The sequence below is a fragment of the Allobosea sp. FBZP-16 genome (assembly GCF_002831785.1).
Classification (GTDB): Bacteria; Pseudomonadota; Alphaproteobacteria; order Rhizobiales; family Beijerinckiaceae; genus Allobosea; species Allobosea lupini.
Genome location: NZ_LNCQ01000009.1, coordinates 1 through 21,819 on the forward strand (window position 1 = coordinate 1; position 21,819 = coordinate 21,819).

The 21,819-nt window shown below is 67.3% G+C and carries 23 protein-coding genes; 10 read left to right on the forward strand and 13 right to left on the reverse strand.

The window, feature by feature from the left end:
- Positions 1–311, forward strand: a 311-nt coding sequence (locus tag CXY91_RS02150; RefSeq protein ID WP_100959124.1) for a DUF1236 domain-containing protein, incomplete at its 5' end; no start/stop codon positions are given.
- 121 nt (positions 312–432) lie between these two features.
- On the opposite strand, the gene upp is transcribed toward CXY91_RS02150, so the two are convergent.
- The 6 genes from upp to CXY91_RS02175 all read right to left on the reverse strand — a co-directional run bounded on the left by upp (position 433) and on the right by CXY91_RS02175 (position 7,436).
- The gene (gene upp / locus CXY91_RS02155) at positions 433–1,074 is read right to left on the reverse strand and encodes a uracil phosphoribosyltransferase (protein ID WP_100959125.1); all 642 of its coding nucleotides are present in this window, start codon (positions 1,072–1,074) and stop codon (positions 433–435) included.
- Positions 1,075–1,108: 34 nt separating this feature from the next.
- On the reverse strand, positions 1,109–2,326 hold the full coding sequence (locus CXY91_RS02160) for a URC4/urg3 family protein (RefSeq protein WP_091831749.1): 1,218 nt from the start codon (positions 2,324–2,326) through the stop codon (positions 1,109–1,111).
- Positions 2,327–2,334: 8 nt separating this feature from the next.
- A complete protein-coding gene (locus CXY91_RS02165) occupies positions 2,335–3,597 on the reverse strand; it encodes a GTP cyclohydrolase II (protein ID WP_100959126.1) in 1,263 nt (420 codons plus the stop codon).
- Positions 3,598–3,826: 229 nt separating this feature from the next.
- Positions 3,827–3,988, reverse strand: coding sequence for a Thivi_2564 family membrane protein (locus CXY91_RS30500; RefSeq protein ID WP_091831753.1), 162 nt, complete (start codon positions 3,986–3,988; stop codon positions 3,827–3,829).
- A 308-nt stretch (positions 3,989–4,296) separates the two neighbouring features.
- Positions 4,297–6,435, reverse strand: a complete 2,139-nt coding sequence (gene glyS / locus CXY91_RS02170; protein WP_100959127.1) for a glycine--tRNA ligase subunit beta — start codon at positions 6,433–6,435, stop codon at positions 4,297–4,299.
- Positions 6,435–7,436 carry a glycine--tRNA ligase subunit alpha gene (locus CXY91_RS02175; RefSeq protein ID WP_100959173.1) on the reverse strand — a complete coding sequence of 334 codons (1,002 nt, stop codon included), beginning with the start codon at positions 7,434–7,436 and terminating at the stop codon, positions 6,435–6,437. The genes glyS and CXY91_RS02175 overlap by 1 nt, the downstream gene beginning before the upstream one ends.
- A 305-nt stretch (positions 7,437–7,741) precedes the next feature.
- Between CXY91_RS02175 and CXY91_RS02180 the strand changes: the two genes are divergently transcribed.
- The 3 genes from CXY91_RS02180 (at position 7,742) to CXY91_RS02190 (ending at position 8,934) form a co-directional block, all read left to right on the forward strand.
- The gene (locus tag CXY91_RS02180; RefSeq protein ID WP_199777337.1) at positions 7,742–8,017 is read left to right on the forward strand and encodes a hypothetical protein; all 276 of its coding nucleotides are present in this window, start codon (positions 7,742–7,744) and stop codon (positions 8,015–8,017) included.
- A 120-nt stretch (positions 8,018–8,137) separates the two neighbouring features.
- Positions 8,138–8,446 (forward strand): hypothetical protein, encoded by a 309-nt coding sequence (locus CXY91_RS02185; protein ID WP_091831762.1) that lies wholly within the window; start codon positions 8,138–8,140, stop codon positions 8,444–8,446.
- Positions 8,447–8,580: 134 nt separating this feature from the next.
- Positions 8,581–8,934, forward strand: coding sequence for a hypothetical protein (locus tag CXY91_RS02190; protein WP_100959128.1), 354 nt, complete (start codon positions 8,581–8,583; stop codon positions 8,932–8,934).
- Between the two features lie 6 nt (positions 8,935–8,940).
- Here the strand turns inward: CXY91_RS02190 and CXY91_RS02195 are convergent, their stop codons facing one another.
- On the reverse strand, positions 8,941–9,708 hold the full coding sequence (locus tag CXY91_RS02195) for a tRNA1(Val) (adenine(37)-N6)-methyltransferase (RefSeq protein ID WP_100959129.1): 768 nt from the start codon (positions 9,706–9,708) through the stop codon (positions 8,941–8,943).
- A gap of 11 nt (positions 9,709–9,719) precedes the next feature.
- Positions 9,720–10,034 (reverse strand): putative signal transducing protein, encoded by a 315-nt coding sequence (locus CXY91_RS02200; RefSeq protein ID WP_425285415.1) that lies wholly within the window; start codon positions 10,032–10,034, stop codon positions 9,720–9,722.
- 101 nt (positions 10,035–10,135) lie between these two features.
- On the opposite strand from CXY91_RS02200, the gene CXY91_RS02205 reads away from it, so the two are divergent.
- The gene (locus tag CXY91_RS02205) at positions 10,136–11,152 is read left to right on the forward strand and encodes a polyprenyl synthetase family protein (RefSeq protein ID WP_465246833.1); all 1,017 of its coding nucleotides are present in this window, start codon (positions 10,136–10,138) and stop codon (positions 11,150–11,152) included.
- A 9-nt stretch (positions 11,153–11,161) separates the two neighbouring features.
- Here CXY91_RS02205 and CXY91_RS02210 read toward each other — a convergent pair whose 3' ends face one another.
- From CXY91_RS02210 to CXY91_RS02220, 4 genes are all read right to left on the reverse strand, one after another.
- Positions 11,162–12,040, reverse strand: a complete 879-nt coding sequence (locus tag CXY91_RS02210) for a 4-(cytidine 5'-diphospho)-2-C-methyl-D-erythritol kinase (protein ID WP_100959130.1) — start codon at positions 12,038–12,040, stop codon at positions 11,162–11,164.
- Positions 12,041–12,043: 3 nt separating this feature from the next.
- The gene (locus CXY91_RS02215; RefSeq protein WP_244543747.1) at positions 12,044–13,804 is read right to left on the reverse strand and encodes a tetratricopeptide repeat protein; all 1,761 of its coding nucleotides are present in this window, start codon (positions 13,802–13,804) and stop codon (positions 12,044–12,046) included.
- A 71-nt stretch (positions 13,805–13,875) separates the two neighbouring features.
- Entirely contained in the window at positions 13,876–14,262 is a 387-nt protein-coding gene (locus CXY91_RS29995) for a hypothetical protein (RefSeq protein ID WP_158673234.1), read from the reverse strand.
- A gap of 4 nt (positions 14,263–14,266) precedes the next feature.
- A complete protein-coding gene (locus CXY91_RS02220; RefSeq protein ID WP_248307318.1) occupies positions 14,267–15,946 on the reverse strand; it encodes an electron transfer flavoprotein-ubiquinone oxidoreductase in 1,680 nt (559 codons plus the stop codon).
- Positions 15,947–16,117: 171 nt separating this feature from the next.
- Here CXY91_RS02220 and CXY91_RS02225 point away from each other — a divergent pair, with 171 nt between their 5' ends.
- The 3 genes from CXY91_RS02225 to ypfJ all read left to right on the forward strand — a co-directional run bounded on the left by CXY91_RS02225 (position 16,118) and on the right by ypfJ (position 19,184).
- Positions 16,118–16,918: a uracil-DNA glycosylase gene (locus CXY91_RS02225; protein ID WP_100959131.1), complete on the forward strand. Its 801-nt coding sequence runs from the start codon at positions 16,118–16,120 to the stop codon at positions 16,916–16,918.
- Positions 16,919–16,954: 36 nt separating this feature from the next.
- Positions 16,955–18,211 (forward strand): M20/M25/M40 family metallo-hydrolase, encoded by a 1,257-nt coding sequence (locus CXY91_RS02230; protein WP_100959176.1) that lies wholly within the window; start codon positions 16,955–16,957, stop codon positions 18,209–18,211.
- An 85-nt stretch (positions 18,212–18,296) separates the two neighbouring features.
- Positions 18,297–19,184 carry a KPN_02809 family neutral zinc metallopeptidase gene (gene ypfJ / locus CXY91_RS02235; protein ID WP_091831779.1) on the forward strand — a complete coding sequence of 296 codons (888 nt, stop codon included), beginning with the start codon at positions 18,297–18,299 and terminating at the stop codon, positions 19,182–19,184.
- Between the two features lie 3 nt (positions 19,185–19,187).
- Here the strand turns inward: ypfJ and CXY91_RS02240 are convergent, their stop codons facing one another.
- Positions 19,188–19,676, reverse strand: coding sequence for a glycosyltransferase family A protein (locus tag CXY91_RS02240; RefSeq protein ID WP_100959132.1), 489 nt, complete (start codon positions 19,674–19,676; stop codon positions 19,188–19,190).
- A 117-nt stretch (positions 19,677–19,793) separates the two neighbouring features.
- On the opposite strand from CXY91_RS02240, the gene CXY91_RS02245 reads away from it, so the two are divergent.
- Together CXY91_RS02245 and CXY91_RS02250 are read left to right on the forward strand one after the other, a co-directional pair.
- Positions 19,794–20,981, forward strand: a complete 1,188-nt coding sequence (locus tag CXY91_RS02245; RefSeq protein ID WP_100959133.1) for a PA0069 family radical SAM protein — start codon at positions 19,794–19,796, stop codon at positions 20,979–20,981.
- Positions 20,982–21,185: 204 nt separating this feature from the next.
- Positions 21,186–21,806, forward strand: a complete 621-nt coding sequence (locus tag CXY91_RS02250; RefSeq protein ID WP_100959134.1) for a ribonuclease HII — start codon at positions 21,186–21,188, stop codon at positions 21,804–21,806.
- Positions 21,807–21,819 lie beyond the last annotated feature (13 nt).

The following is a 21,819-nucleotide window of genomic DNA, read 5'->3' on the forward strand; positions in this document are numbered from 1 at the left end:
CGGTGGTCGCCGTCTCGTTCAAAACGGTGGTCGGCGGCGTCGGCGGCGCCGTGGTCGGTGGCTTCACCGGTGCGGTTATCGGCGACAACGCCCCGCGCTTCCGCACCTATGTGGTGGAGCAGCGCGTCCCGTCCTACACCTATGCCGAGCCGGTAACGGTCGGCACCGTTCTGCCGCAGCAGGGCGTGGTCTACCGCGAGGTGCCGGCCGAGTTCGGCGAGCGCGCCAGCGGCTATCGCTACACGGTGGTGAACAATCGCGCCGTGCTGGTCGAGCCGCAGACCCGCCGCGTTGTGCAGATCATCGAGTGATCTAGAGTGATCTAGATCGAGTGATCTAGGCAGATCCGCAGGTTGCTCGCGCCATCGCGGCCTGAGCAGCCATCCCGGATCGCGAGGCCCGCCCTGGCAACGGGGCGGGCTTTTTTTGATGTCAACGCGTGCCGAACATCCGATCGCCGGCGTCGCCAAGCCCCGGGACGATATAGCCGTGATCGTTGAGGCGCTCGTCGATCGCCGCCGTCCAGATGCGCACATCCGGATGGGAATCGCGCATGCGTGCGATGCCCTCGGGCGCCGCGAGCAGGCAGACGAAGCGCAGATCCTTGGCGCCGCGCTCCTTCAGCCGGTCGACCGCCGCCACCGCCGAGTTCGCCGTCGCCAGCATCGGGTCCATCACCACGATCATGCGGTCGGCGATATCGGAGGGCGCCTTGAAATAATACTCGACCGCCTGGAGCGTCTGCGGGTCGCGATAGAGGCCGATATGGGCGACGCGGGCGGCGGGAACGAGCTCCAGCATCCCGTCGAGGAAGCCGACGCCGGCGCGCAGGATCGGCGCGAAGACCAGCTTCTTGCCGGAGATGACAGGCTGCATCGACTTCTGCAGCGGCGTCTCGATCTCGATCATCTCGGTCGGCAGGTCGCGCGTGACCTCGTAGCAGAGCAGCATGCCGATCTCGTTGAGGAGCTGGCGGAAGCTCTTGGTCGAGCGGTCCTTCTCGCGCATCAGCGTCAGCTTGTGCTGCACCAGCGGGTGGTCGACGACGGTGACGCCGTTAGCGCTCGTGGCCATGCAGTCCTGATCCCCTTCGTCTTGTCGTTGTTCTCTAGAATACCGTGCCGTCGCTGACGATGGTCAAGGGCGGTCCGCCGCCTTCGCGCTTTTCGCGAGCAATGCGGCGGCCGGCGGCCCAGGTCCCGCCCTCCAGCACCTTGGCGAGCGGCAACTGCTCGGCGCTCAGGCCGAGTTCGGCGCGCACCAGTTCGCCAATCCGGTCGAGCAGCGCAACCGTCAGCGCCCGCCACTCCACCACGAGCTGCGAGCCGACCTCATGGCCCCGCACCGCGTCGGCAGGGTCCTTCAGTTCGAGCACGCCGAGATCAAGCAGGAGCCCGCCATTGCGGTATTCGGGCAGGCCAGTCAGATCGTCGATGCCGACGACCTGGATGCCGGCCCATTGCAATGGCTCGATCAGCGAATAGCTCAGCCATTGCGAAAGCTTGTGGAACGGCACGATGCCGGCGGTGATCTCGCCCGGCGCGATCAGCGGGTGCTTCCAGCTGTCGCCGAGAGCGATGCCGGCATAGCTCAGGCGCGAGGGCCAGATACCGCCGAGCACCTCCAGCACCTGCGAGAGGATGTAGGCGGCGCGGATCGAGCGACCTTCGGCTGCCTCGACCAGCCGGTCGAACAGATCGCCTGGACGGGCTAGCCCCTGCTTCTCCAGCTCCTCTCCGAGGCGGTTGAGCAGCGCGGCGCGACCTCCCAGCCCTATCAGCGGATTGCCGTCCGAGACCTGGAAGCCGGCCGCCAGCGCTTCGGCGTCGAGATGTTCGAGTGCAGCGACATCCACCCGCAGCGGCTGCGCCGGATCGCCGGAAAAGGCTCCGGCGGCGAACATGTCGAGCGAGGCCAAGGCCAGCCCTTCCGAGCGGCCGATGCTCTGGCCCGTCACCGCATCGCGATAACGCCAGTCGGCGCCGGCGCCGGCATCGAGCAGGACGCTGACGACAGCCAGATCATAGGCGGCGCGGCCCCTCGCCCGGGCATCGGGGAAATGCGCCTTAGCATCGAGCAGCTGCCAGCGATCCATTCCGGCGATGATGAAATGGCGCCAGCGGGCATGGAAGGGAATGTCGAGCGCCGGATAGTTCTGGCGGATCGTCTCCAGCACATAGGCGGCGCAGGCCGGCAGCCGCTCGGGATGGACGCTGAAATGCGCCAGCCGGCCTTCGAGGCCGAGCCGCAGCATCTCCTGCGCGCGCTCTCGCACGGCGGCCGGCTTGAGCAGCTGGCGGACGGCTTCGGGATTGGTGTCAGGCATAGGCGGGATCAGAACTTTTCAAGATCGCGGCCGACGGTGGCCTTGAGTGCGTTGTCGCCGGGCGCCCCATCCGGCGAATAGTAGCCCGCCGCCTTCTTGGCCTCGATCTCGACCGAGGCGTCCGGCGGGATCAAATCGGGCGGAATGGCGACGCGCTCGCCGATCTCGATGCCGCTTTCGACCATGGCGTCGTATTTCATGTTCGACATCGACATCAGCCGGTCGATCCGCTTCACGCCGAGCCAGTGCAGCACGTCCGGCATCAATTGCTGGAAGCGGGCATCCTGCACGCCGGCGACGCATTCGGTGCGCTCGAAATAGGTCGCGGCGGAATCGCCGCCCTCCTGGCGCTTGCGGGCATTGTAGACGAGGAACTTGGTGACCTCGCCGAGCGCCCTGCCCTCCTTGCGGTTGTAGACGATCAGGCCGACGCCGCCGGCTTGAGCCTCCTTCACGGCTTCCTCGATGCCATGCACCAGATAGGGCCGGCAGGTGCAGATATCGGAGCCGAAGACGTCGGAGCCGTTGCACTCGTCATGGACGCGGCAGGCCAGCGTCTTCTTCGGATCGGAAATCGCCGAGACCTCGCCGATGACATAGGCCGTGATCGAGCCGATCGGCGGCAGGAAGACCTTGAGGTCGGGCCGTGTCACCAGTTCGGGATACATCCCGCCGGTCTGCTCGAACAGCGTGCGGCGCAATTCGTTCTCAGTCGTACCGAAGCGCTCGGCGATCCCCGGCAGATGCCAGACCGGGTCGACCGCGATCTTGGTGACGCTGATGTCGCCGGAGCCGTGCAGGATGCCGCCATCGGCCTGAAGGCGGTGGCCAGCCATGGCGGCGAGAATCTCGGGCAGATTGAGCCGCGCCTTGGTGACCGCGATGGTCGGGCGGATGTCGATGCCCTCGCCGATCCACTTGCCGAAATCCTGGGCGACGCGATGGCCGAACGGGTCGAGCGAGACGATCCGGCCGGGATCGAACCATTGCGGCTGCGGCAGGATGTCGGAGGTCGGGTGGGTGTTGGTCAGGTCCGGACGCTGCGCCGGGTTCATCGCTCGGGCCGAGATGGCGAGCGCCCGATAGACCGAATAGGAGCCGCCATGGGCGCCGATGACGTTGCGATCGGCCGGATTCGTCGTCGAGGCGATGACCGGTCCTCGCTCCTGCGGCGTCGCAGCGCCCCACTGGATCGGGAAGCGGGCGGCGGCACCGCCGGGCTCGGGATGCGAGGTCAGGCGGATATGCGAAGTACGGTTCTGCGAAGTCATCGCGGCGATCGCTCGGTCTCGAACAGGAAAGGGCCCCGGGACGGCTTGCGTCCGGGGCCCTCTGGACCGCTGGGATTCTGGATCAGCGCGGCATTTTCGTCAATTGCCGGTTGAAGACGTCACCACCGCCATGGCCGGGCCTCGTCCCGACCATCCATGTCCTCGCCGGTCACGGGCGATGTTCGCATGGACACCCGCCACGGGGCGGGCATGACGGCGGCCCCTTTGGCTAGAAGACCGCGAGATAGCGCAGCAACGAGATGATGCCGATGATGATGACGATGATCTGGATGATGTTCTTGATGTTGCCGTCGACCGGCAGCATCCGCACCAGGTAAAGCACGAGAGCGATCACCAGGATGGTGATCAAAAGCGAAATCAGAATGCTCATGGCTTAAATCCTCTTATCGCGGCCGAAAGCCGGCCCCCCGAGGTTGCTGGCTGCGACACGTTCGCAGGCAGCGGCCTCGGAAAAGAGAACGTCGAGCCCGGGGAAAAAGTTCCGGAGGGGGCTGGCTGGGGACGAGCTAACCTTGCGAACGAGGGTGCGGGGAACCCTTCTCCCGTGTGGGAGAAGGGCAGGGATGAGGGCCCGCCTTATCCGTAGAAGGCGCAACGGCGCCGCATCGCCTCAACAATCAGCGGCGGTCCCTCACCCCTGCCCCTCTCCCATCCGGGAGAGGGGTTCTGCGTCGCGCCCTACCCCGCGATCCGCGAAAAGTCCGCCACGGCGCGGGTCGCCTCGCGCAGCTGGTTGAGCAGCTTGAGGCGATTGGCGCGTAGGGCCGGATCGGGATCGTTGACCGTGACCTTGTCGAAGAAGGCGTCGACCGCCGGCCGGAGCTCGGCGAGCGCCGCCATGGCGCCCTCATAGTCCTCGGCAGCAATGGCGGCTTCCGCCTTCGGCGTCGCCTGGGCGAGCGCGACCGCGAGCGCCTTCTCCTCGATCAGCCCGGCATCGGCGATGAGCTGGAGATCGGCCGCGCCGGCGAAAGCACCCTCGCCATCCTTCTTCTCCTCGGCCTTGAGGATATTGGCGGCGCGCTTGTAGCCCGCAAGCAGGCTCTTGCCGTCCTCGGTCTCGAGGAAACGACCGAGCGCAGCGACGCGGCGGGTGATCAGCAGGAGGTCGTCATTGCCCGAGGCGCCCTCGCCCAGCACCGCGTCGACGAGATCATGCCGCGCGCCTTGGTCGCGCAGCATGACCTTCAGGCGATCGTGGAAGAAGGAGAGGAGATCATATTCCTTGGCGAACTTGGAAAGGTCCAGCCGCACCCCGTTCTCGACCACCAGCCGGATCACACCCAGGGCCGCTCTGCGCAGCGCATAGGGGTCCTTGCTGCCGGTCGGCTTTTCGTCGATTGCCCAGAAACCGACCAGTGTGTCGAGCTTGTCGGCGAGCGCAACGGCGACAGAGACCGGATCGGCCGGGACGCGGTCGGAGGGGCCGAGCGGCTTGTAGTGCTCCTCGATCGCGGCGGCGACCGAGGCGTTCTCGCCCTGCAGCTCCGCGTATTTGCGGCCCATCAGCCCCTGGAGTTCCGGGAACTCGCCGACCATCTCGGTCGGCAGATCGGCCTTGGCGAGCCTGGCGGCGCGCTCGGCCAGAGCCGGATCGGCGCCGACGATCGGCGCCAATTCCTTCGCCAGCGCGGCGATGCGCTGGACCCGCTCGCCCTGCGTGCCGAGCTTGGCGTGGAAGACGACGCCGAGCCTGTCGAGCTTGGCCATGCGCTGGTCGAGCGGCTTGGCGAGATCGAGCCCGAGCTTCTCCGCGCTGTCCTTCAGCGTATCGAGATCGGGCAGCGGGCCGCGATCGGTCTGCCAGAAATAGGCGGCATCGGAGAGGCGCGCGCGGACGACGCGGCCATTGCCGGCGGTGATCGCCAGGCCGCCATCGCTGGCGATCAGGTTCGAGACCGGGATGAAGCGGTTGGCGAGTTCTCCGCTATTGGGATCGCGCAGCACGAAGCATTTCTGGTTGGCGCGGATGGTGGCGCGGATCGCCTCGCCGGGAATCTCGAGGAAGCGCTCCTCGAAATCGCCCATCAGCACCACCGGCCATTCGACGAGGCCGGCGACCTCCTCCAGCAAACCCTCATCCTCGACCAGCTCGAGACCGGCGGCGAAGGCGAGATTTTTGGCGTCGGCAAGGATGATCTCCTTGCGGCGATCGGCGTCGAGCACGACCTTGGCCCGCTCCAGGCTCGGGACGTAGTCGTCGAAGCGCTTCACGGTGATCGGGCCGGGCGCGTGGAAGCGGTGGCCATAGGTGACGTTGCCGGACTGGATGCCGTCGATCTCGAAGGGCACCACCTCCGGATCCTCGGTCTCGGCGCCGAAGGTGCAGAGGATCGAATGCAGCGGGCGGACCCAGCGCAGCGAGCCGCTTTCTGCCGAAGCCTTGCCCCAGCGCATCGATTTCGGCCAGGGGAACGACCGGATCACCGCCGGCACGATCTCGGCGATGGCCGCGACCGTCTCCTGGCCGGGCCTCTCGATCACGGCGACATAAGAGTCGCCCTTCTTGGGATCGCTGACGATCGTCGCCTCAGCGAGCGAGGTCAGCCCCGCGGCCTTGAGGAAGCCCTGCACGGCGGCCTCGGGCGCGCCGACGCGCGGCCCCTTGCGCTCCTCGCGGACATCGCGGCCGCGCACGGGCAGGCCGGCGATGGTCAGCGCGAGGCGGCGCGGCGTCGCGAAGGCCTTGGCGCCCTCATAGGTCAGGCCGCGCTCGACCAGCGCATCGGTGACGAGCTTCTTCAAGTCGTCCGCCGCCTTGCGCTGCATGCGGGCGGGGATTTCCTCGGAGAACAATTCAAGCAGGAGATCAGGCATCAGATTGCTCCCCCGCCGGCGGTCTTCAGCCAAGCGGCGCCGCAGGCCTTGGCAAGCTCGCGCACGCGCAGGATGTAGCTCTGGCGCTCGGTGACCGAGATCACGCCGCGCGCATCGAGCAGGTTGAAGACATGGCTCGCCTTGATGCACTGGTCATAGGCCGGCAGGGCCATGAGATGGCGCCTGTCGACAGCCATCCCTCCAAATGCTCCGAACGTGGAATCGGCTCGGTAGTGCTCCGGCACATCCGCTGGGAGCGAAGTCTCCTCCCAGCCCGCCTCCAAGTATTTTTGGCAAGCAGCCTCAGCCATGTTGAACTGCTTGAACAGCATTTCAGTGTCGGCATATTCGAAATTATGCCGCGAGAACTCCTGCTCGGCCTGCAGGAAGACGTCGCCATAGGAGACGCGATCCTCGCCCTCGAGGCCGTTGAAGTTGAGGTCGTAGACGTTCTCGACGCCCTGGACATACATGGCGAGTCGTTCGAGCCCATAGGTCAATTCGCCCGCGACCGGGGCGCATTCGACGCCGGCGACCTGCTGGAAATAGGTGAACTGGCTGACTTCCATGCCGTCGCACCAGCATTCCCAGCCGAGCCCCCAGGCGCCGAGCGTCGGGCTCTCCCAGTCGTCCTCGACGAAGCGGACATCGTGCAAAGCGAGGTCGACGCCGATCGCCTTGAGTGAGTCGAGATAGAGCTGCTGCAGGTCGGGCGGCGACGGCTTCAGGATCACCTGGAACTGATAATAATGCTGCAGCCGATTGGGGTTTTCGCCATAGCGGCCGTCCTTGGGCCGGCGCGAAGGCTGGACATAGGCCGCCTTCCAGGGCTTCGGCCCGAGTGCGCGCAGTGTCGTCGCCGGATGGAAGGTACCGGCACCGACCTCCATGTCATAGGGCTGGAGAATGACGCAGCCGCGCTCGGCCCAGAAGCGCTGCAAGGTCAGCAGCAGCCCCTGGAAAGAGCGGGTCGGGTTCAGCGGGTCGGAGGACGCGGCCAAGGGCATCAGCCTTTTAAACTGTCGAGAAACATGCGGCGTGATTAGGGGCTGGCGACGCTCATGGTCAAGCGCAACGGCATGTCCCGGGACAGCTGCCGGAGGTGCGTCGTCTCGTCGGTAGCCGCAATTCCAGCCGCAGAACCGCTGCACAGTTCTGCAGGAACTGCTCCTTGCCATGAATGACCCATGAACCCTTCGGCAAGGATCGCGTTCATAGAGAGGCGGCTATTGTCGCCCCATCGAACGGTCCGCGGCGCTCGGGGCGAGCGCTTGAGACGGGCCGACGCGACAAGCAGGAGTACACAATGCTGTCGAACCGTATCGCCGCCGCCCTGTTCGGTGCCGGCGCCCTTCTCTTCACCGGCCTCGCCGTCGCCCCGGCCAATGCCGCGCCGATCGCGGCCGGCAGCGTCCCGGCCGCCACCGGTCAGATCGAGCAAGTCCAGTATTACGGCCGGCCCTATTACGGCCCGCGCCGCTATTACGGCCGCCCGGTCTATCGTCCGCGCTGCTATTTCGTCGACCGCCGTGTCTGGAACGGCTGGCGCTGGGTGATCCGCCCGGTCCGCGTCTGCCGCTGACGCATTGCACATGGAAGGGCCTGGCGGCGCGATCCGCCAGGCTCCGAGGCCAGCCGGCAGCCATAATGACGCCCGATCGCCACGGCACAGGCCGGCGCGGTTCATCAAGAAGGATATGACATGCTTCGCAAGCTTTTCCTCGGCCTCTCGGCCGCCGCCGCCCTCGGCGCCGCCTCGCTCGGCGTCAGCGCCATCACGGCGGCTCCGGCCGACGCCCAGGCGCTGAGCGGCGGCTACGGCTATCCCGGCAGCGGCAGCCGGCATCCGTCGGCACCGCGCTATAGCAATCCCGGCTGGGGCGGCGGCCCGCATGTTCGCCCGCGTCCGGGCTATGGCCGTCCGCATTATGGGCAGCGCTGCCGCATCGTCGACCAGCGCGTCTGGAACGGCCGGCGCTACGTGATCCGGTCGACACGCGTCTGCCGCTGACGGCCACCTGAGCTCATGAAGAGAGGCTGAACGGCGCGGCCACGCCCCGTTCAGCCCGGCGACCGCAAGCTGGCCGCCACGATGACGCCCGATCGCCCCGGCACAGGCCGGGGCTGTCAGCGAAGGAGGTAATCATGCTTCGCAAAGTCGTTCTTGGACTGTACGCCGCTGCCGCGCTCGGCGTGGCCGGCCTCGGTATGGGTGCGGTCACCGCCACCCCGGCCGAGGCGCAGGCGCTGAGCGGCGGCTACGGCTATCCTGGCGGCGGCAGCCGCCATCCGTCGGCGCCGCGCTACAGCAATCCCGGGTGGGGCGGCGGCGGATATTATGGCCGCCCGCGCTACGGCTATGGCGGGCCACGCTATGGCTATGGCGGGCCGCGTTACGGCTGGGGCGGCGGCTATTACGGCCCGCGCTGCTATATCCGCCCGGTGCGCTATTGGGACGGCTGGGGCTGGGTGGTGCGCGAGCGCCGCATCTGCCGCTGAACCAAACTAGGCGAGCAGAGCCTCGCCGCGATGGAGCGCTTCGCTGAAGGCGGTGAAGCTCCCATCCGCGCCATTGAGAACCAGAGCCGGCAGCAACGCTGCCGGCTTCTTGCTGCCGAGGCGGGCCGAGACGATGACCCGGATCGCCGGCCGCTCGGCCTGGCCATGGACGGGACGGATTTCGATCGCGCCGAAACCCGTCTCCAGCGCTGCGAGAATTGCTCCCACCGCTTCGGCGCGGTGGATGATGCTTATGCCGCCGCCCGGCTTCAGCGCATGGCGCGCCGTTTTCAGCCAGTCGCCCAGGGATTGCCCGGCGACATGTGCCGCACGGCGATTGGCGACCGGCGAGGCGCGCACCTCACCTGCTTCGAAGAAGGGCGGGTTCATCGCGACCCAGGCCATGGATGCTGCCGCCAGCCCCTCGCGGGCAAGATCGCCATTGCGCTCGCCGATCGTTCCGACCGCGACGCGCACCCGCGCCTCCAGGTCGTTGAGCCCGGCATTGCGGGCCGCGAGTGCCGCAAGCTCCGGATCGCGCTCGATTAGGACGACCTCCAGCCCCGGCTGGCGTAGCGCCACTGCGAGCCCGACAGTGCCGACGCCGGCGCCGAAATCGGCGAGCCGTCCCTCGCCCAGTTCGGGAAGCGCCGCTGCGAGGAGAATCGCGTCGGAACCAGCCCGGTGGCCCTTGACCGGCTGCAGCAGACGCAAACGCCCGCCGAGCAGGCGGTCTTCGGCGATCTCACCGAGACCGGGAAACCGCTCGGCCATGGACGTTTCCGTCATGACGAAGGGGCGGGACGCAATTCATCCCCGTAGCCCGCCTCGATCAGCAACGCGCGGGCGCGCCTGCTGTCCTGCTCGCGCACCAGCAGGCGGCGCGGGAACGCGCCGATCATGCCTTCGAGCGAGCTGATGTGCTGGTCGGCGATCAGGCAACCCAGATCGGCCGAGGCCAGCAGCGCCTCGATGGCACCGAGCAGGACGAGATCATTGGAGCGGACGAGTTCGTGCATGCGCTCATGGAGCCCACCGGGCCAGCCCTGCGCAACAGGAAAGATCGCATCGCCCGGGTCAAAACGGCAGCGCAGCGTCAAACTGCTGCGCCGCGAAAGGATTGCCGGGGCTGGCCACGCATGCGACGTTTGTGGCAAGGGCATAGCGCGCGAATGCGCGAGATTGAGGCCGGAGTTTGCGCGTGGGCGTCGTCGTAGCTTTCGAAGACAAGGACACCAGCCAGGGCGGCATCGAGCCGCTGGTCGGGCTGACGCGCGCCGACATGGAACGCGTCAACGCGATGATCCTGTCGCGCACCGGCTCCGAGGTCACGATGATCCCGGAGGTCGCGAACCATCTGATCTCCTCCGGCGGCAAGCGCCTGCGGCCGATGCTGACGCTGGCGACGGCGGCGCTCTGCGGCTATCGCGGCGAGGGCCATGTCAAGCTCGCGGCCAGCGTCGAGTTCATGCATACGGCGACGCTGCTGCATGACGATGTCGTCGACGAGAGCGACATGCGCCGTGGCAAGGCCGCGGCCCGCATGCTCTGGGGCAATGAGGCGAGCGTGCTGGTCGGCGACTTCCTGCTCGGCCAGGCCTTCAAGATGATGGTCGAGGTCGGCTCGCTGCGCGCGCTCGACATCCTCTCGACCGCGGCGGCAGTCATCGCCGAGGGCGAGGTGATGCAGCTCGCCGCCGCCAAGAACACCGAGACGACCGAGGACGAGTACCTCGCCGTGATCCGCGGCAAGACCGCCGAGCTTTTTGCCGCCGCCTGCGAGGTCGGGCCGGTGATCGCCGGCTCGTCCAAGGGCGAGGCCGCCGCCTGCCGCAGCTATGGGCTCAATCTCGGCATCGCCTTCCAGCTCGTCGACGACGCGCTCGACTATGGCGGCTCTGCGGGCCAGCTCGGCAAGAATGTCGGCGACGACTTCCGTGAGGGCAAGATCACGCTGCCGGTGGTGCTCTCCTTCCGCCGCGGCAATGCGGAGGAGCGCGCCTTCTGGCGCCGGACCCTGCAGGAGGGCGAGGTGCGTGACGGCGACCTCGCGGAGGCGCAGGCGCTGATGCGCAAGCATGGCGCCCTGGCCGACACGATCGAGCGGGCCCGTCACTACGCCAAGATGGCGAAGGACGCGCTCGGCCTTTTCCCGTCATCGCCGATGAAGCAGGCGCTAAACGACGCCGTCGACTTCTGCGTGGCGCGGGCGCATTGAGGCCGGGCCTCACCTCAACATGGTCGGCTTTACCCACCAGCCGGGGTGCTGAAACGAAAGCTGCTTCGCCGCTGCCGCGCTAGCACGGCAGTCATCGAACAAGGCGAAGCAGGTCGCGCCCGAGCCGGACATGCGCGCCAGCCGGGATCCCGGCAAGCGCGACAGCGCCGACAGCACCTCGCCGACCACAGGAGCAACCGAGCGAGCCGGCGCTTCGAGATCGTTGCCGGCAGCGGCCAGGGCATCGATGAGGGCAGCCGATGTTGCTGGCGCAGAGACATCCGCCTTGAACGCCTCGACGCCCTCCGCATGCCCCTGCCCCGGCTGAAGCCCCAACGCCCGGAACACGGCCGCGGTCTCGACGGCCAGCCCTGGATTGACCAGCAACGCGAACAGCCGCGGCAACCTCAGCGCCGGGCCGAGCCGCTCGCCGATGCCGCGCATGACGCGGGCACGCGCCTCCAGACAGACCGGGACATCGGCGCCGATGCGACCGGCAGCGGCGAGCAGCGCCGGGTGCGACAGTGGCAGATCATTGAGCCGCGCCAGCAGACGCAGGGCCGCGGCGGCATCGGCCGAGCCGCCGCCGATGCCGGAAGCGACCGGCAGGCGCTTGACGAGATGGAAGCGGCCGGAGCGCAGCCCGGCGATCTCCTCGCGAAGCACACGCTCGGCCTTGAGGACGAGATTGTCCGGGCCGGTCGAGAGGCCCGAGGCAAAGGGGCCGAAGATGCTCATGTCGCCAGGTTCACCCGGCGACAGACTCAGTTCGTCGCCGACGCCGGCAAAGGCGACGAGGCTGTCGAGCTCATGATAGCCGTCGGCGCGGCGACCGAGGACGCTCAGGGAAAGGTTGACCTTAGCCGGGGCGCGGGTCGCCAGGCGCAAGGATCAGCCGCCATCCTTCTTAGGCTCGGCCGCATTGGCCGAGGGCGCCGGGTCTTCCAGGCCCTTGTCGATCTTGCGCAGGATCCGGGTCAGGTCCTCGGGCTCTGGCCCGAGATCGCGGGCGTAATTCCACTGGTAGCGCGCTTCGAGATAGCGCCCAGTCTTCCAGTAGACGTCGCCGAGATGGTCGTTGATCACCGGGTCGGACGGGCGCAGCTCCATCGCCTTCTCCAGCTCCGTCACCGCCTCGTCATAGCGGCCGAGCCGGTAGTGGGCCCAGCCGAGCGAGTCGATGATGTAGCCGTCGCGCGGCCGGAGCTCCACGGCCCGGCGCAACATGCCGAGCGCCTCTTCGAGCTTGAGGTTCTGGTCGACCAGCGAATAGCCGAGATAATTGAGCACCAGGGCGCGCTCGCGGCCGAGCGCCTCCGGCATCAGCTCCAGCGACTTGCGCAGGTCGGCCTCGGCCTGCGGCCATTTCTTGATGCGCTCATAGGCGATGCCGCGCGAGTAGAAGATGTCCCAATTGGCGCGGCTCGGCGTGCCGAGCTTGGCGACCGCCTTGTCATAGGTCGCAGCCGCCTCCTCGAAGCGCTTGCGCGAGCGATAGATGTTGCCGAGCGCGGAAATCGCCTCGATGTCGTCGGGACGCGCGGCGATGATGCCCTCGAGATGCTTGGTCGCCTCCTCGGTCTTGCCGAGCTGTTCGAGGCCGAGCCCGATCTGGATGTCGGCGACCGGGCGCAGCGGCGAGTTTTCCGGCATGCGCCTGTAGACCTGGACGGCGTCCTCGGTCTGCTTGGCGCGCTCGAGGATATCGGCCAGCGTCAGCACCGCGAGGTCGTGACCGGGATCGAGATAGACGGCGAAGCGCAGATAGAGCAGCGCGGTCGCCTCGTCGCCCTGGAGAATGCCTGCGCTGGCGAGCCCGTAGAGCACTTCGGCGGCGCCCTGCTGGGTGTTGCCGACGATGCGCTGCAGCGGCTCCTTGCTGCTGATCTTGGCGATGGCGTCGCGGACCACCGGATGGTTCGGGCGGACGCTCCGCTCGAAATCGTTCAAGGTCGCCAGGGCCGCCTCGCTGTCGCCGGCGCGCGCCTGCTGGCGCGCCCAGAGATCGACGAGGCGCAGATTGGTCTTCTCGGCATCGTAGGCTGCCTTGAGCCGGCGATTCGCCTCGTTGCGGCGCCCCGCGATGTCGAGGATCAGTCCGGCATGGAAATCGCGGAAGCGGTCGAAGGTCGATTCGCCCTTGAGACGCTCCAGCGTGTCGATAGCGCGATTCGTCTCGCCCGAGCCCGAGTAGGCCCAGGCGGCGAGCAGGGTCGCGGTGATGTCGGCCGAACGGCCGCGGCCGCCACGCTGCAGCTGGGTGCGGGCGGCGCCATAGTTCTTCTGCTTCAGCGCACGCACACCGAGCGCGAGCTGGGCGAGGCCGTTGGTGGCGTCGCGCTGGATCAGCTTCTCGGCGGCCCGGAAGGTCTCGTTCATCGCGCCGTCGGCAAGGAAGGCGACGAAGCCGCGCTCGAGCAGTTCGCTGTTCTGCGGATCGTTCCGGATCGCCTCGCGCAGATAGATCGAGGCCGCGCCAAGATCCCGCGCCGAGCCGGCCACCACGGCCGCCAGGTAATTGCCTTCAAGGCTCTCGGCTGGCTCGAATTTCTCGACCGGACGGGCCTGCGCGAGCGCCGGCATGCCGACATGCAAGCCTGCGACAAACGCCAGCACAAGAGCGGCGCTACGGCCGTTGATCTGAAACGTCACGTTCGACATTCTCCCTCGGTCCGCCCCGGCCGCCGGGGACTGGTCCGTGGACGGGACCGTGACCTGAACGATTAGGCAGTCAACATGGCCGTTTCCGGGCCTGCCGACAAGAGTTGCGCGCCGCGCTGCGTCATCGTTGTAGCGCTGACGTGAAAAAGACACAGCGCCCATGCTCGGCCGGTTGCATCGATGGATTTCGTCAATTTTTCGGGCGTGATGTTGGCTTCGTGGCGATTCGTCAAAGGTGCTTCCAGAGGAAGAAGGTCTCGCTCGCGACCGTCCTCACGCTCGCCGGCATTGCCGGCGGCTGCGCCACCAAGGAACCCGAGAAGCCAGGTCCGATCGTCCGAAAGGGCTGATTCGTCGCCCTTGTCAGGGTGAAAAATGGAAAAACGCCGCGCGATCCGAGGCCACGCGGCCTTTCGCGTTTCAAGCGCCCGCCGCGACCGACGGCCCACGTGATCACATGTTCGAGTAGTTCGGCCCGCCCGCGCCTTCCGGCACCGTCCAGGTGATGTTCTGGGCAGGGTCCTTGATGTCGCAGGTCTTGCAGTGCACGCAGTTCTGCGCGTTGATCACGAAGCGCGGCAGCGACTGCTTCTCCGGATCGGCATAGACCACCTCGTAGACGCCTGCCGGGCAATAGAGCCGCGCCGGCTCGCCATAGATCGGCAGGTTCTGCAGCACCGGCACGTTCGGGTCGGTCAGCTTCAGATGCGCCGGCTGGTCCTCCTCATGATTGGTCGCCGAGAGGAAGACAGAGGAGAGCTTGTCGAAGGAGATCTTGCCGTCAGGCTTAGGGTAGACGATCGGAGTGACCATGCCGATCGGCTTCAGCGTGGCATGATCGGGCTTGCCGTGCTTCAGCGTGCCGAAGGGCGACCAGCCGAAGAGCTGGTTCAGCCACATGTCGATGCCGCCAAGCGCGACGCCGCCGAGCGTGCCGAGCTTCGACCAGAGCGGCTTGACGTTGCGCACCGGCTTGAGGTCGCGGCCGATCTCGGAGGCGCGCCAGCTGTCCTCGATGCCGTCGACCATGTCATGCGAGCGACCCGCCGCCAGCGCCGGCACGAGATGCTCGGCCGCCAGCATGCCCGACAGGATGGCGTTGTGGCTGCCCTTGATGCGCGGCACGTTGACGAAGCCTGCCGCGCAGCCGATCAGCGCCCCGCCCGGGAAGGTCAGCTTCGGCACCGACTGCCAGCCGCCTTCGGTGATGGCGCGCGAGCCGTAGGAGAGGCGCTTGGCGCCCTCGAAGACGTCGCGGATCATCGGATGGGTCTTGAAGCGCTGGAACTCGTCGAAGGGCGAGAGCGTCGGGTTCGAGTAGTTGAGGTGGACGACGAAGCCGACCGAAACCAGGTTGTCGTCGAAATGATAGAGGAAGGAGCCACCGCCGGTCGACATGTCGAGCGGCCAGCCGAAGGAGTGCTGGACCAGCCCCTTCCTGAACTTCTCCGGCTTGACCTGCCAGATCTCCTTGAGGCCGATGCCGTATTTCTGCGGCTCGCGGCCTTCATCCAGAGCAAAGCGCCTGATCGCGATCTTCGAGAGCGAGCCACGGGCGCCCTCTCCCAGAAGCGTGTAGCGGCCACGCAGTTCCATGCCGCGGGTGAAGCGGTCGGAGACCGTGCCGTCCTTGGCGATGCCCATGTCGCCGGTGGCGATGCCGGCGACCGAGCCGTCGTCGTTATAAAGCAACTCGGCGGCGGCGAAGCCCGGATAGATCTCGACGCCGAGCGCCTCGGCACGCGCGGCGAGATAGCGGGCGACAAGGCCGAGCGAGCCGACGAAGTTGCCGTGATTGTTCATCAGCTTCGGCATGGCGAAGTTCGGCAGGCGCGCGCCACCGGCCGGGCCGAGGAAATAGAAGACGTCCTCGGTCACCTGCGTATGCAGCGGGCGGGCATCGTCCTGCCGCCAGTCGGGCAGGAGCTTGTCGAGGCCGATCGGATCGATGACCGCGCCGGAGAGGATATGCGCGCCGACATCGGAGCCCTTCTCGACCACGACGACCGAGATAGCTTCGTCGAGCTGCTTCAGCCGGATCGCGGCGGCGAGCCCGGCAGGACCAGCACCGACGATGACGACGTCATAGTCCATGCTCTCGCGCGGCGTGCTCTGCGCTTCCTTCAGATCCATCCTGCCCTCCACCCGCGCCTTCATCGTTAGATAGTTTATATATGAACTATCTTGATCAACCCGCCAAGCACTGCCGCAAGGCTGATTGGAATTCCTCTATCCGGGGCTCCCGTTCATTTTGCAACAGCGAAGGGGCTCGCTTCGTTCCGAACGCCGCTCTATTCTGCCGCCATGTCGCTCGACGCCGTCTCCGCAGCCGAATTGATCGCCTGGTACGCCGAAATGGGCGTGACCGAAGCGCTCGACGAGACGCCGCACGACCATTTCGCAGCCGCACCCGAGCCGGCGCGACAGCCTGTCGCACGCCCCGTCGCCGCTGCGCAGCCGGCGGCGCGACGCCCTGCCGCCGTGGCCGCAGCCACTCCGCCGGACGAAGCCGCGCTGTCAGCCCGGGCGCTGGCGCGCGAGGCGACCACGCTGGATGAGCTCAAGACGGCGCTCGCCAGCTTCGAAGGCTGCCCGCTCAAGGCGACAGCCAAGAACCTCGTCTTCGCCGACGGCAATCCGGCCGGCAAGGTCATGATCGTCGGCGAGGCACCCGGCGCGGACGAGGATCGCGCGGGCGTGCCCTTCGTCGGCCGCTCCGGCCAGTTGCTCGACCGGATGCTGGCGGCGATCGGGCTCACCCGACAGGAGCATGTCTATATCGCCAATCTCCTGCCCTGGCGCCCGCCCGGCAACCGCACGCCGACCCCGCAGGAGGTCGCGATCTGCCTGCCCTTCATCCAGCGCCAGATCGAACTGGTCGACCCCGACATCCTGGTCTGCGTCGGCGGCCCGTCGGCGCAGGGGCTGCTCGGCGTCTCCGGCATCCTGGCCTCGCGCGGGCGCTGGATGGAGTATGACACCGGCACGCGCATGATCCGGGCGATCGCAACGCTGCACCCGGCCTATCTCCTTCGCCAGCCCTTGCAGAAGCGCCTGGCCTGGCGCGACCTGCGTACGCTCAAGGCCGCGCTCGCGGCGCCCTGAGCAGATTCTGCGATTCCGCTTCGAAGGGAGTCGATGATGTTCGCGACCGGGATGGCCCGCAGCGCCTTGATCGCAACCCTGATGCTTGCCACGCCTGCTCTGGCAGCGCCGCAAAAGCCCGTCCTCGACGCGGCCGAGGCCGAGAAGCCGGCCTATCTCGCAACGCTGGAAAAGCTGGTCTCGATCGAATCGGGCTCGCGGGACGTGCAGGGTCTGGCGACGATCGCCGCACTCATCGCCGAGCGCCTCAAGGCCCTGGGCGGCGAGACCGAGCTGATCGACTCGGCCGAACCGGCGCGATCGCCGGGCAAGATCGCGCTGGCGCGCTTCAAGGGCAGCGGCACCAGGAAGATCATGCTGCTGGCCCATATGGACACGGTCTACGCCAAGGGCATGCTGGCCCAGCAGCCCTTCCGGATCGAAGGCGACAGGGCCTATGGCCTCGGCATCGCCGACGACAAGCACGGCGTCGCCCTGATCCTCCATACCATCGCGCTGCTCAACAGGATCGCGGCCCGGGACTACGGCACGCTCACCGTCCTCATCAACGGCGACGAGGAGATCGGCTCGGCCGGCTCAAGGGCGCTGATCACCAGGCTCGCGGCCGAGCAGGACGCAGTGTTTTCATGCGAAGGGTCCGGCATCGGCCAGGACACGCTGCGCCTCGCCACCAGCGGCGTCGGCTCCGTGCAGCTCAAGGTCACCGGCCGGGCCTCGCATGCCGGTGGCTCGCCGGAGCAAGGCCGCAACGCCCTCTACGAACTCGCTCATCAGATCCTGCAGATGCGCGATCTCTCCAAGCCGGAGATGGGCCTCAAGCTGAACTGGACGCTCGCCTCAGCCGGCTCGGTCAGCAATACGATTCCTGCCGAGGCGAAGGCGCAGGGCGACATGCGGGCGCTGCGCATGGCCGATTTCGACCTGATCGAGGCCGCGGTGAGGGAGCGCATCCAGAACAAGCTCATTCCCGACACCTTGGTGGAAGCGACATTCACGCGCGGGCGCCCGCCTCTGGCGCCGACCGAGGCCAGCAGGGCGCTCGGCGCGCATGCCAAGCGCGTCTTCGGCGAGATCGGCCGCTCGCTGACCATCGCCGAACGAGCGAGCGGCGGCGGAACCGATGCAGCCTATGCCGCGCTCCAGGCCAGGGGCCCGGTGATCGAGGGCTTCGGCCTCAGGGGCTTCGGCGCCCATTCGAACCAGAACGAATATGTCGCGTTGGAGTCGGTCGTGCCCCGGCTCTATCTGCTGGCGCGCATGATCACAGACGTCTCACGCGGCGATGCCAAGTAACCGACTGCATAACCAAGCTGACGGCTACGCTTGAGTTCCGCCGCATCCTCGCCGACATTGGCGGCGCTGCAACAAGGGTCCGCGCATGCGTTGGGAAGATTACCGCCAGTCCGATAACGTCGAGGACCGGCGCGGCGGCGGTGGCGAATATGCCGGGCTTCCCGGCGGGCGCGGCGGCATCGGCATCGGCACCATGGTCGTGCTCGGCCTGCTCGGCTGGGCGCTCGGCATCGATCCGCGCATCCTGATCGGCGGCGCCGAGATGATCGGCGGCATCGGCGGGCGCAGCGCGCCGACACAGGAGCAGCGCAAATCGGCCGGCCCGCCGCAGGACGAGATGGGCAAGTTCATCTCGGCCGTGCTGGCGCAGAACGAGGATATCTGGACGAAGGTGCTGCCGCAGCAGGCCAACCGGAAATACGTACCGCCCAAGCTGGTGCTGTTCAGCGGCGTCGATCGCTCCGGCTGCGGCACGGCCCAGTCGGCGATGGGGCCGTTCTATTGCCCCAACGACCAGCGGGTCTATCTCGACCTCTCCTTCTTCCAGGAGATGCAGCGCAAGCTCGGCGGCGGCGGCGACTTCGCCTATGCCTATGTCATCGGCCACGAGATCGGCCATCATATCCAGAACCTGCTCGGCATCCTGCCCAAGGTGAACGAGCTGCGCCAGCGGCTCTCGGAGCGCGAATCGAACCTGCTCTCGGTGCGCGTCGAATTGCAGGCGGACTGCTTCGCCGGCGTCTGGGCCTACAACCTCCAGGCGATGGACCGGATCGAGGCCGGCGACATCGACGAGGCGATGCGAACAGCTTCGGCGATCGGCGACGACAAGCTGCAGCAGCAAGGCCGCGGCGTGGTCGTGCCGGATTCCTTCACGCACGGCTCGTCGGCGCAGCGCACTCGGTGGTTCAACACCGGCTTCAAGTCGGGCTCCATGCAGAGCTGCGACACCTTCCGCACCAACCAGCTCTGAGCCTCAGAGTTCGGCGCGATCGCGGCGGACAGTAAGCCGGCGTGGCGCCCGCGCCAGCTTGCCGGAGAGGATCTGCGTCTTCGGCGCGAGCAGCCCCGCCCTGACGCCGCGCGAGCGCAGCGAGACCGCGCCCCATTCGCGCAGCGCCGCCGCCATGCCGCGCAGCGGCATCAGCGCCGGCCGGGCCGCTGCGGTCAACAGATGCCGCTCGATGCTTGGCGTCCATTGCGGCTCGGGCAGGTCGCCCGCCTCGAGCAGGATCACCCAGTCGCCGCGCGCCTGCGCGACACCCGAGGACCAGGCCTCGCCAGCCGTGGCCCTGACATAGCTCGCCCCGGTCTCGTCCGCGAGTCGCGCGATCGCGGCGTCATCGCCATCGTCGACCACCACGGCATGGCCGATCACACCTTTCGCAACCGCGGGGATCAGCACCGACAAGGTTGCGGCAAGCGCCCTTGCGTCACGATTGGCCCGGATGACGGCAGTGATCATAGGCTATCAGCTTATGCCGCACTGCAACATGTCGCAATCCTGTCACTTGCCTTTTGTTCCTGATATGTTCACATTCCTTGGTCTCGGAACCACCGATTCCGCCGAGGAGACGAAGCCATGCTGCAGGCCAGACCCTCAGCCAGGACGCAACCACTCAAGCGCCGCGATGTCGAACCGGACACGGTCTCGGCACCACTTCGGCTCACGCCGGTCGACCCGCTGATCCATATCGGCAGCCAGATCGACCCTGACAGGCGGCGCGGGCGCGGCGCGACGATCAACCCCGGCGGGCGCTACGAGGCCGAGCAGCGCATCAGCGAGGATGACGGCTGGGGGACGCTCGGCGAGCTGCCGGCTTTCAAGACCGAGGTCTCGGTCGAGAAGCCTCGGACCATCATTACCAGGAACGACTCCCCCGATATCTCCTTCGATCGCTCGATCAACCCTTATCGCGGCTGCGAGCATGGCTGCGTCTATTGCTTCGCGCGGCCGAGCCATGCCTATCTCGGCCTCTCGCCCGGGCTCGACTTCGAGAGCAAGCTGACCGCAAAGCCCGATGCGGCGCTGCTGCTTGAGAATGAGCTGTCCTCGCCAAGCTACCAGCCGCGCACCATCGCAATCGGCACCAATACCGACGCCTACCAGCCGATCGAGAAGAAACTCAGGATCATGCGCGCGATCCTGGAGGTGCTCGCGAAGTTCAACCACCCGGTCGGCATCGTCACCAAATCGGCGCTGGTGCAGCGCGACATCGATATCCTCGCGCCGATGGCGGCGAAGGGGCTGGTCAAGGTCGCGCTCTCGGTGACGACGCTCGATCCCAAGCTCGCCCGCAACATGGAGCCGCGTGCCGCCGCCCCTGCCAAGCGCATCGAGACGATCCGAAAGCTCTCGGAGGCCGGCATTCCGGTGACGGTGCTGGTCGCGCCGATCGTGCCGGCGATCAACGAGCACGAGATCGAGCGCATCCTCGATGCAGCGAAAGCAGCCGGCGCGCGCGAGGCCGGCTATGTATTGCTGCGCCTGCCGCTCGAGGTGAAGGACATCGTGCAGGACTGGCTGGTGACGCATCATCCCGACAAGATGCGCCATGTCGTCTCGCTGATCCGCTCGACCCGGGGCGGCAAGGATTACGACGCCGCCTGGGGTCAACGCCAGGTCGGCTCCGGCCCCTATGCCTGGATGATCGGCCGGCGCTTCGAAATGGCGGCCGAGCGGCTCGGCTTCAACAGCACCCGGCTCAGGCTCCGCACCGACCTCTTCGTCAAGCCGGAGAAGGAGAAGGCACAGCTCAGCTTGTTTTGATCCGACATGCCTCATGGCTGTCATCCTGGACGCAGCACAGCGGAGACCAGGGATTCAGTCCTGAGCCTTTCCGATGGAGGTTCCGGCCTGGGTCCCGGGTCTGCCTCCGGTCGCCCGGGACGACCGCGCTGAGTGTGGCTGTTACCAAGTGGACAGGATGCAATTCCGGCAGACGTTCGCATCGAGATCTGGCATAGCGTCGCCATGACCGCCGATTTCAGCCGCGAGCAGGCCGCGATGATTGCCGGGCGCGCCCGTGTCGCCGGCGTGGACGAGGTCGGGCGCGGCCCCCTCGCCGGCCCGGTCGTCGCCGCCGCCGTGATCCTCGATCCCACGGCGATTCCCGACGGCCTCGCCGATTCGAAGGAGCTCAGCGCCCAGCGCCGCGAGGAGCTCTGCGTGCTGATCCTCGCCAGCGCTTTGGCAGTCGGTGTCGGCAGCGCCTCGGCGACCGAGATCGACAGGATCAACATCCGGCAGGCGACGCTGCTTTCCATGCGGCGCGCGGTCGGAGCGCTGCCGCTCTCGCCCGATCTCGTGCTGGTCGATGGCAACGATCCGCCGGCGCTGGCCTGCGGTTGCGAGTCGATCATCGGCGGCGACGGGCTGATCGCCTCGATCGCCGCAGCCTCGATCGTCGCCAAGGTGATGCGCGACAGGATGATGGCGCGGCTTTCGCTGACCTACCCGGCCTATGGCTTCGCCCACCATGCCGGCTACGGGACCGCGGCACATCGCGCCGCGCTGAAGACGCATGGCCCCTGCCCCGCGCATCGCTATTCCTTCGCCCCGATCAAAGGTGTCTGGTCGCGCTCGGTCGCTTGAGCCAGCCGGAGAC

What these genes read in the sequence shown, in the direction of transcription:
- upp (WP_100959125.1), bottom strand. Translation starts at nt 1,074, where the DNA reads ATGGCCACGAGCGCTAACGGCGTCACCGTCGTCGACCACCCGCTGGTG.
- CXY91_RS02160 (WP_091831749.1), bottom strand. Translation starts at nt 2,326, where the DNA reads ATGCCTGACACCAATCCCGAAGCCGTCCGCCAGCTGCTCAAGCCGGCC.
- CXY91_RS02165 (WP_100959126.1), bottom strand. Translation starts at nt 3,597, where the DNA reads ATGACTTCGCAGAACCGTACTTCGCATATCCGCCTGACCTCGCATCCC.
- CXY91_RS30500 (WP_091831753.1), bottom strand. Translation starts at nt 3,988, where the DNA reads ATGAGCATTCTGATTTCGCTTTTGATCACCATCCTGGTGATCGCTCTC.
- glyS (WP_100959127.1), bottom strand. Translation starts at nt 6,435, where the DNA reads ATGCCTGATCTCCTGCTTGAATTGTTCTCCGAGGAAATCCCCGCCCGC.
- CXY91_RS02180 (WP_199777337.1), top strand. Translation starts at nt 7,742, where the DNA reads ATGCTGTCGAACCGTATCGCCGCCGCCCTGTTCGGTGCCGGCGCCCTT.
- CXY91_RS02185 (WP_091831762.1), top strand. Translation starts at nt 8,138, where the DNA reads ATGCTTCGCAAGCTTTTCCTCGGCCTCTCGGCCGCCGCCGCCCTCGGC.
- CXY91_RS02190 (WP_100959128.1), top strand. Translation starts at nt 8,581, where the DNA reads ATGCTTCGCAAAGTCGTTCTTGGACTGTACGCCGCTGCCGCGCTCGGC.
- CXY91_RS02195 (WP_100959129.1), bottom strand. Translation starts at nt 9,708, where the DNA reads ATGGCCGAGCGGTTTCCCGGTCTCGGTGAGATCGCCGAAGACCGCCTG.
- CXY91_RS02220 (WP_248307318.1), bottom strand. Translation starts at nt 15,946, where the DNA reads ATGGATCTGAAGGAAGCGCAGAGCACGCCGCGCGAGAGCATGGACTAT.
- CXY91_RS02225 (WP_100959131.1), top strand. Translation starts at nt 16,118, where the DNA reads ATGTCGCTCGACGCCGTCTCCGCAGCCGAATTGATCGCCTGGTACGCC.
- CXY91_RS02230 (WP_100959176.1), top strand. Translation starts at nt 16,955, where the DNA reads ATGTTCGCGACCGGGATGGCCCGCAGCGCCTTGATCGCAACCCTGATG.
- ypfJ (WP_091831779.1), top strand. Translation starts at nt 18,297, where the DNA reads ATGCGTTGGGAAGATTACCGCCAGTCCGATAACGTCGAGGACCGGCGC.
- CXY91_RS02240 (WP_100959132.1), bottom strand. Translation starts at nt 19,676, where the DNA reads ATGATCACTGCCGTCATCCGGGCCAATCGTGACGCAAGGGCGCTTGCC.
- CXY91_RS02245 (WP_100959133.1), top strand. Translation starts at nt 19,794, where the DNA reads ATGCTGCAGGCCAGACCCTCAGCCAGGACGCAACCACTCAAGCGCCGC.
- CXY91_RS02250 (WP_100959134.1), top strand. Translation starts at nt 21,186, where the DNA reads ATGACCGCCGATTTCAGCCGCGAGCAGGCCGCGATGATTGCCGGGCGC.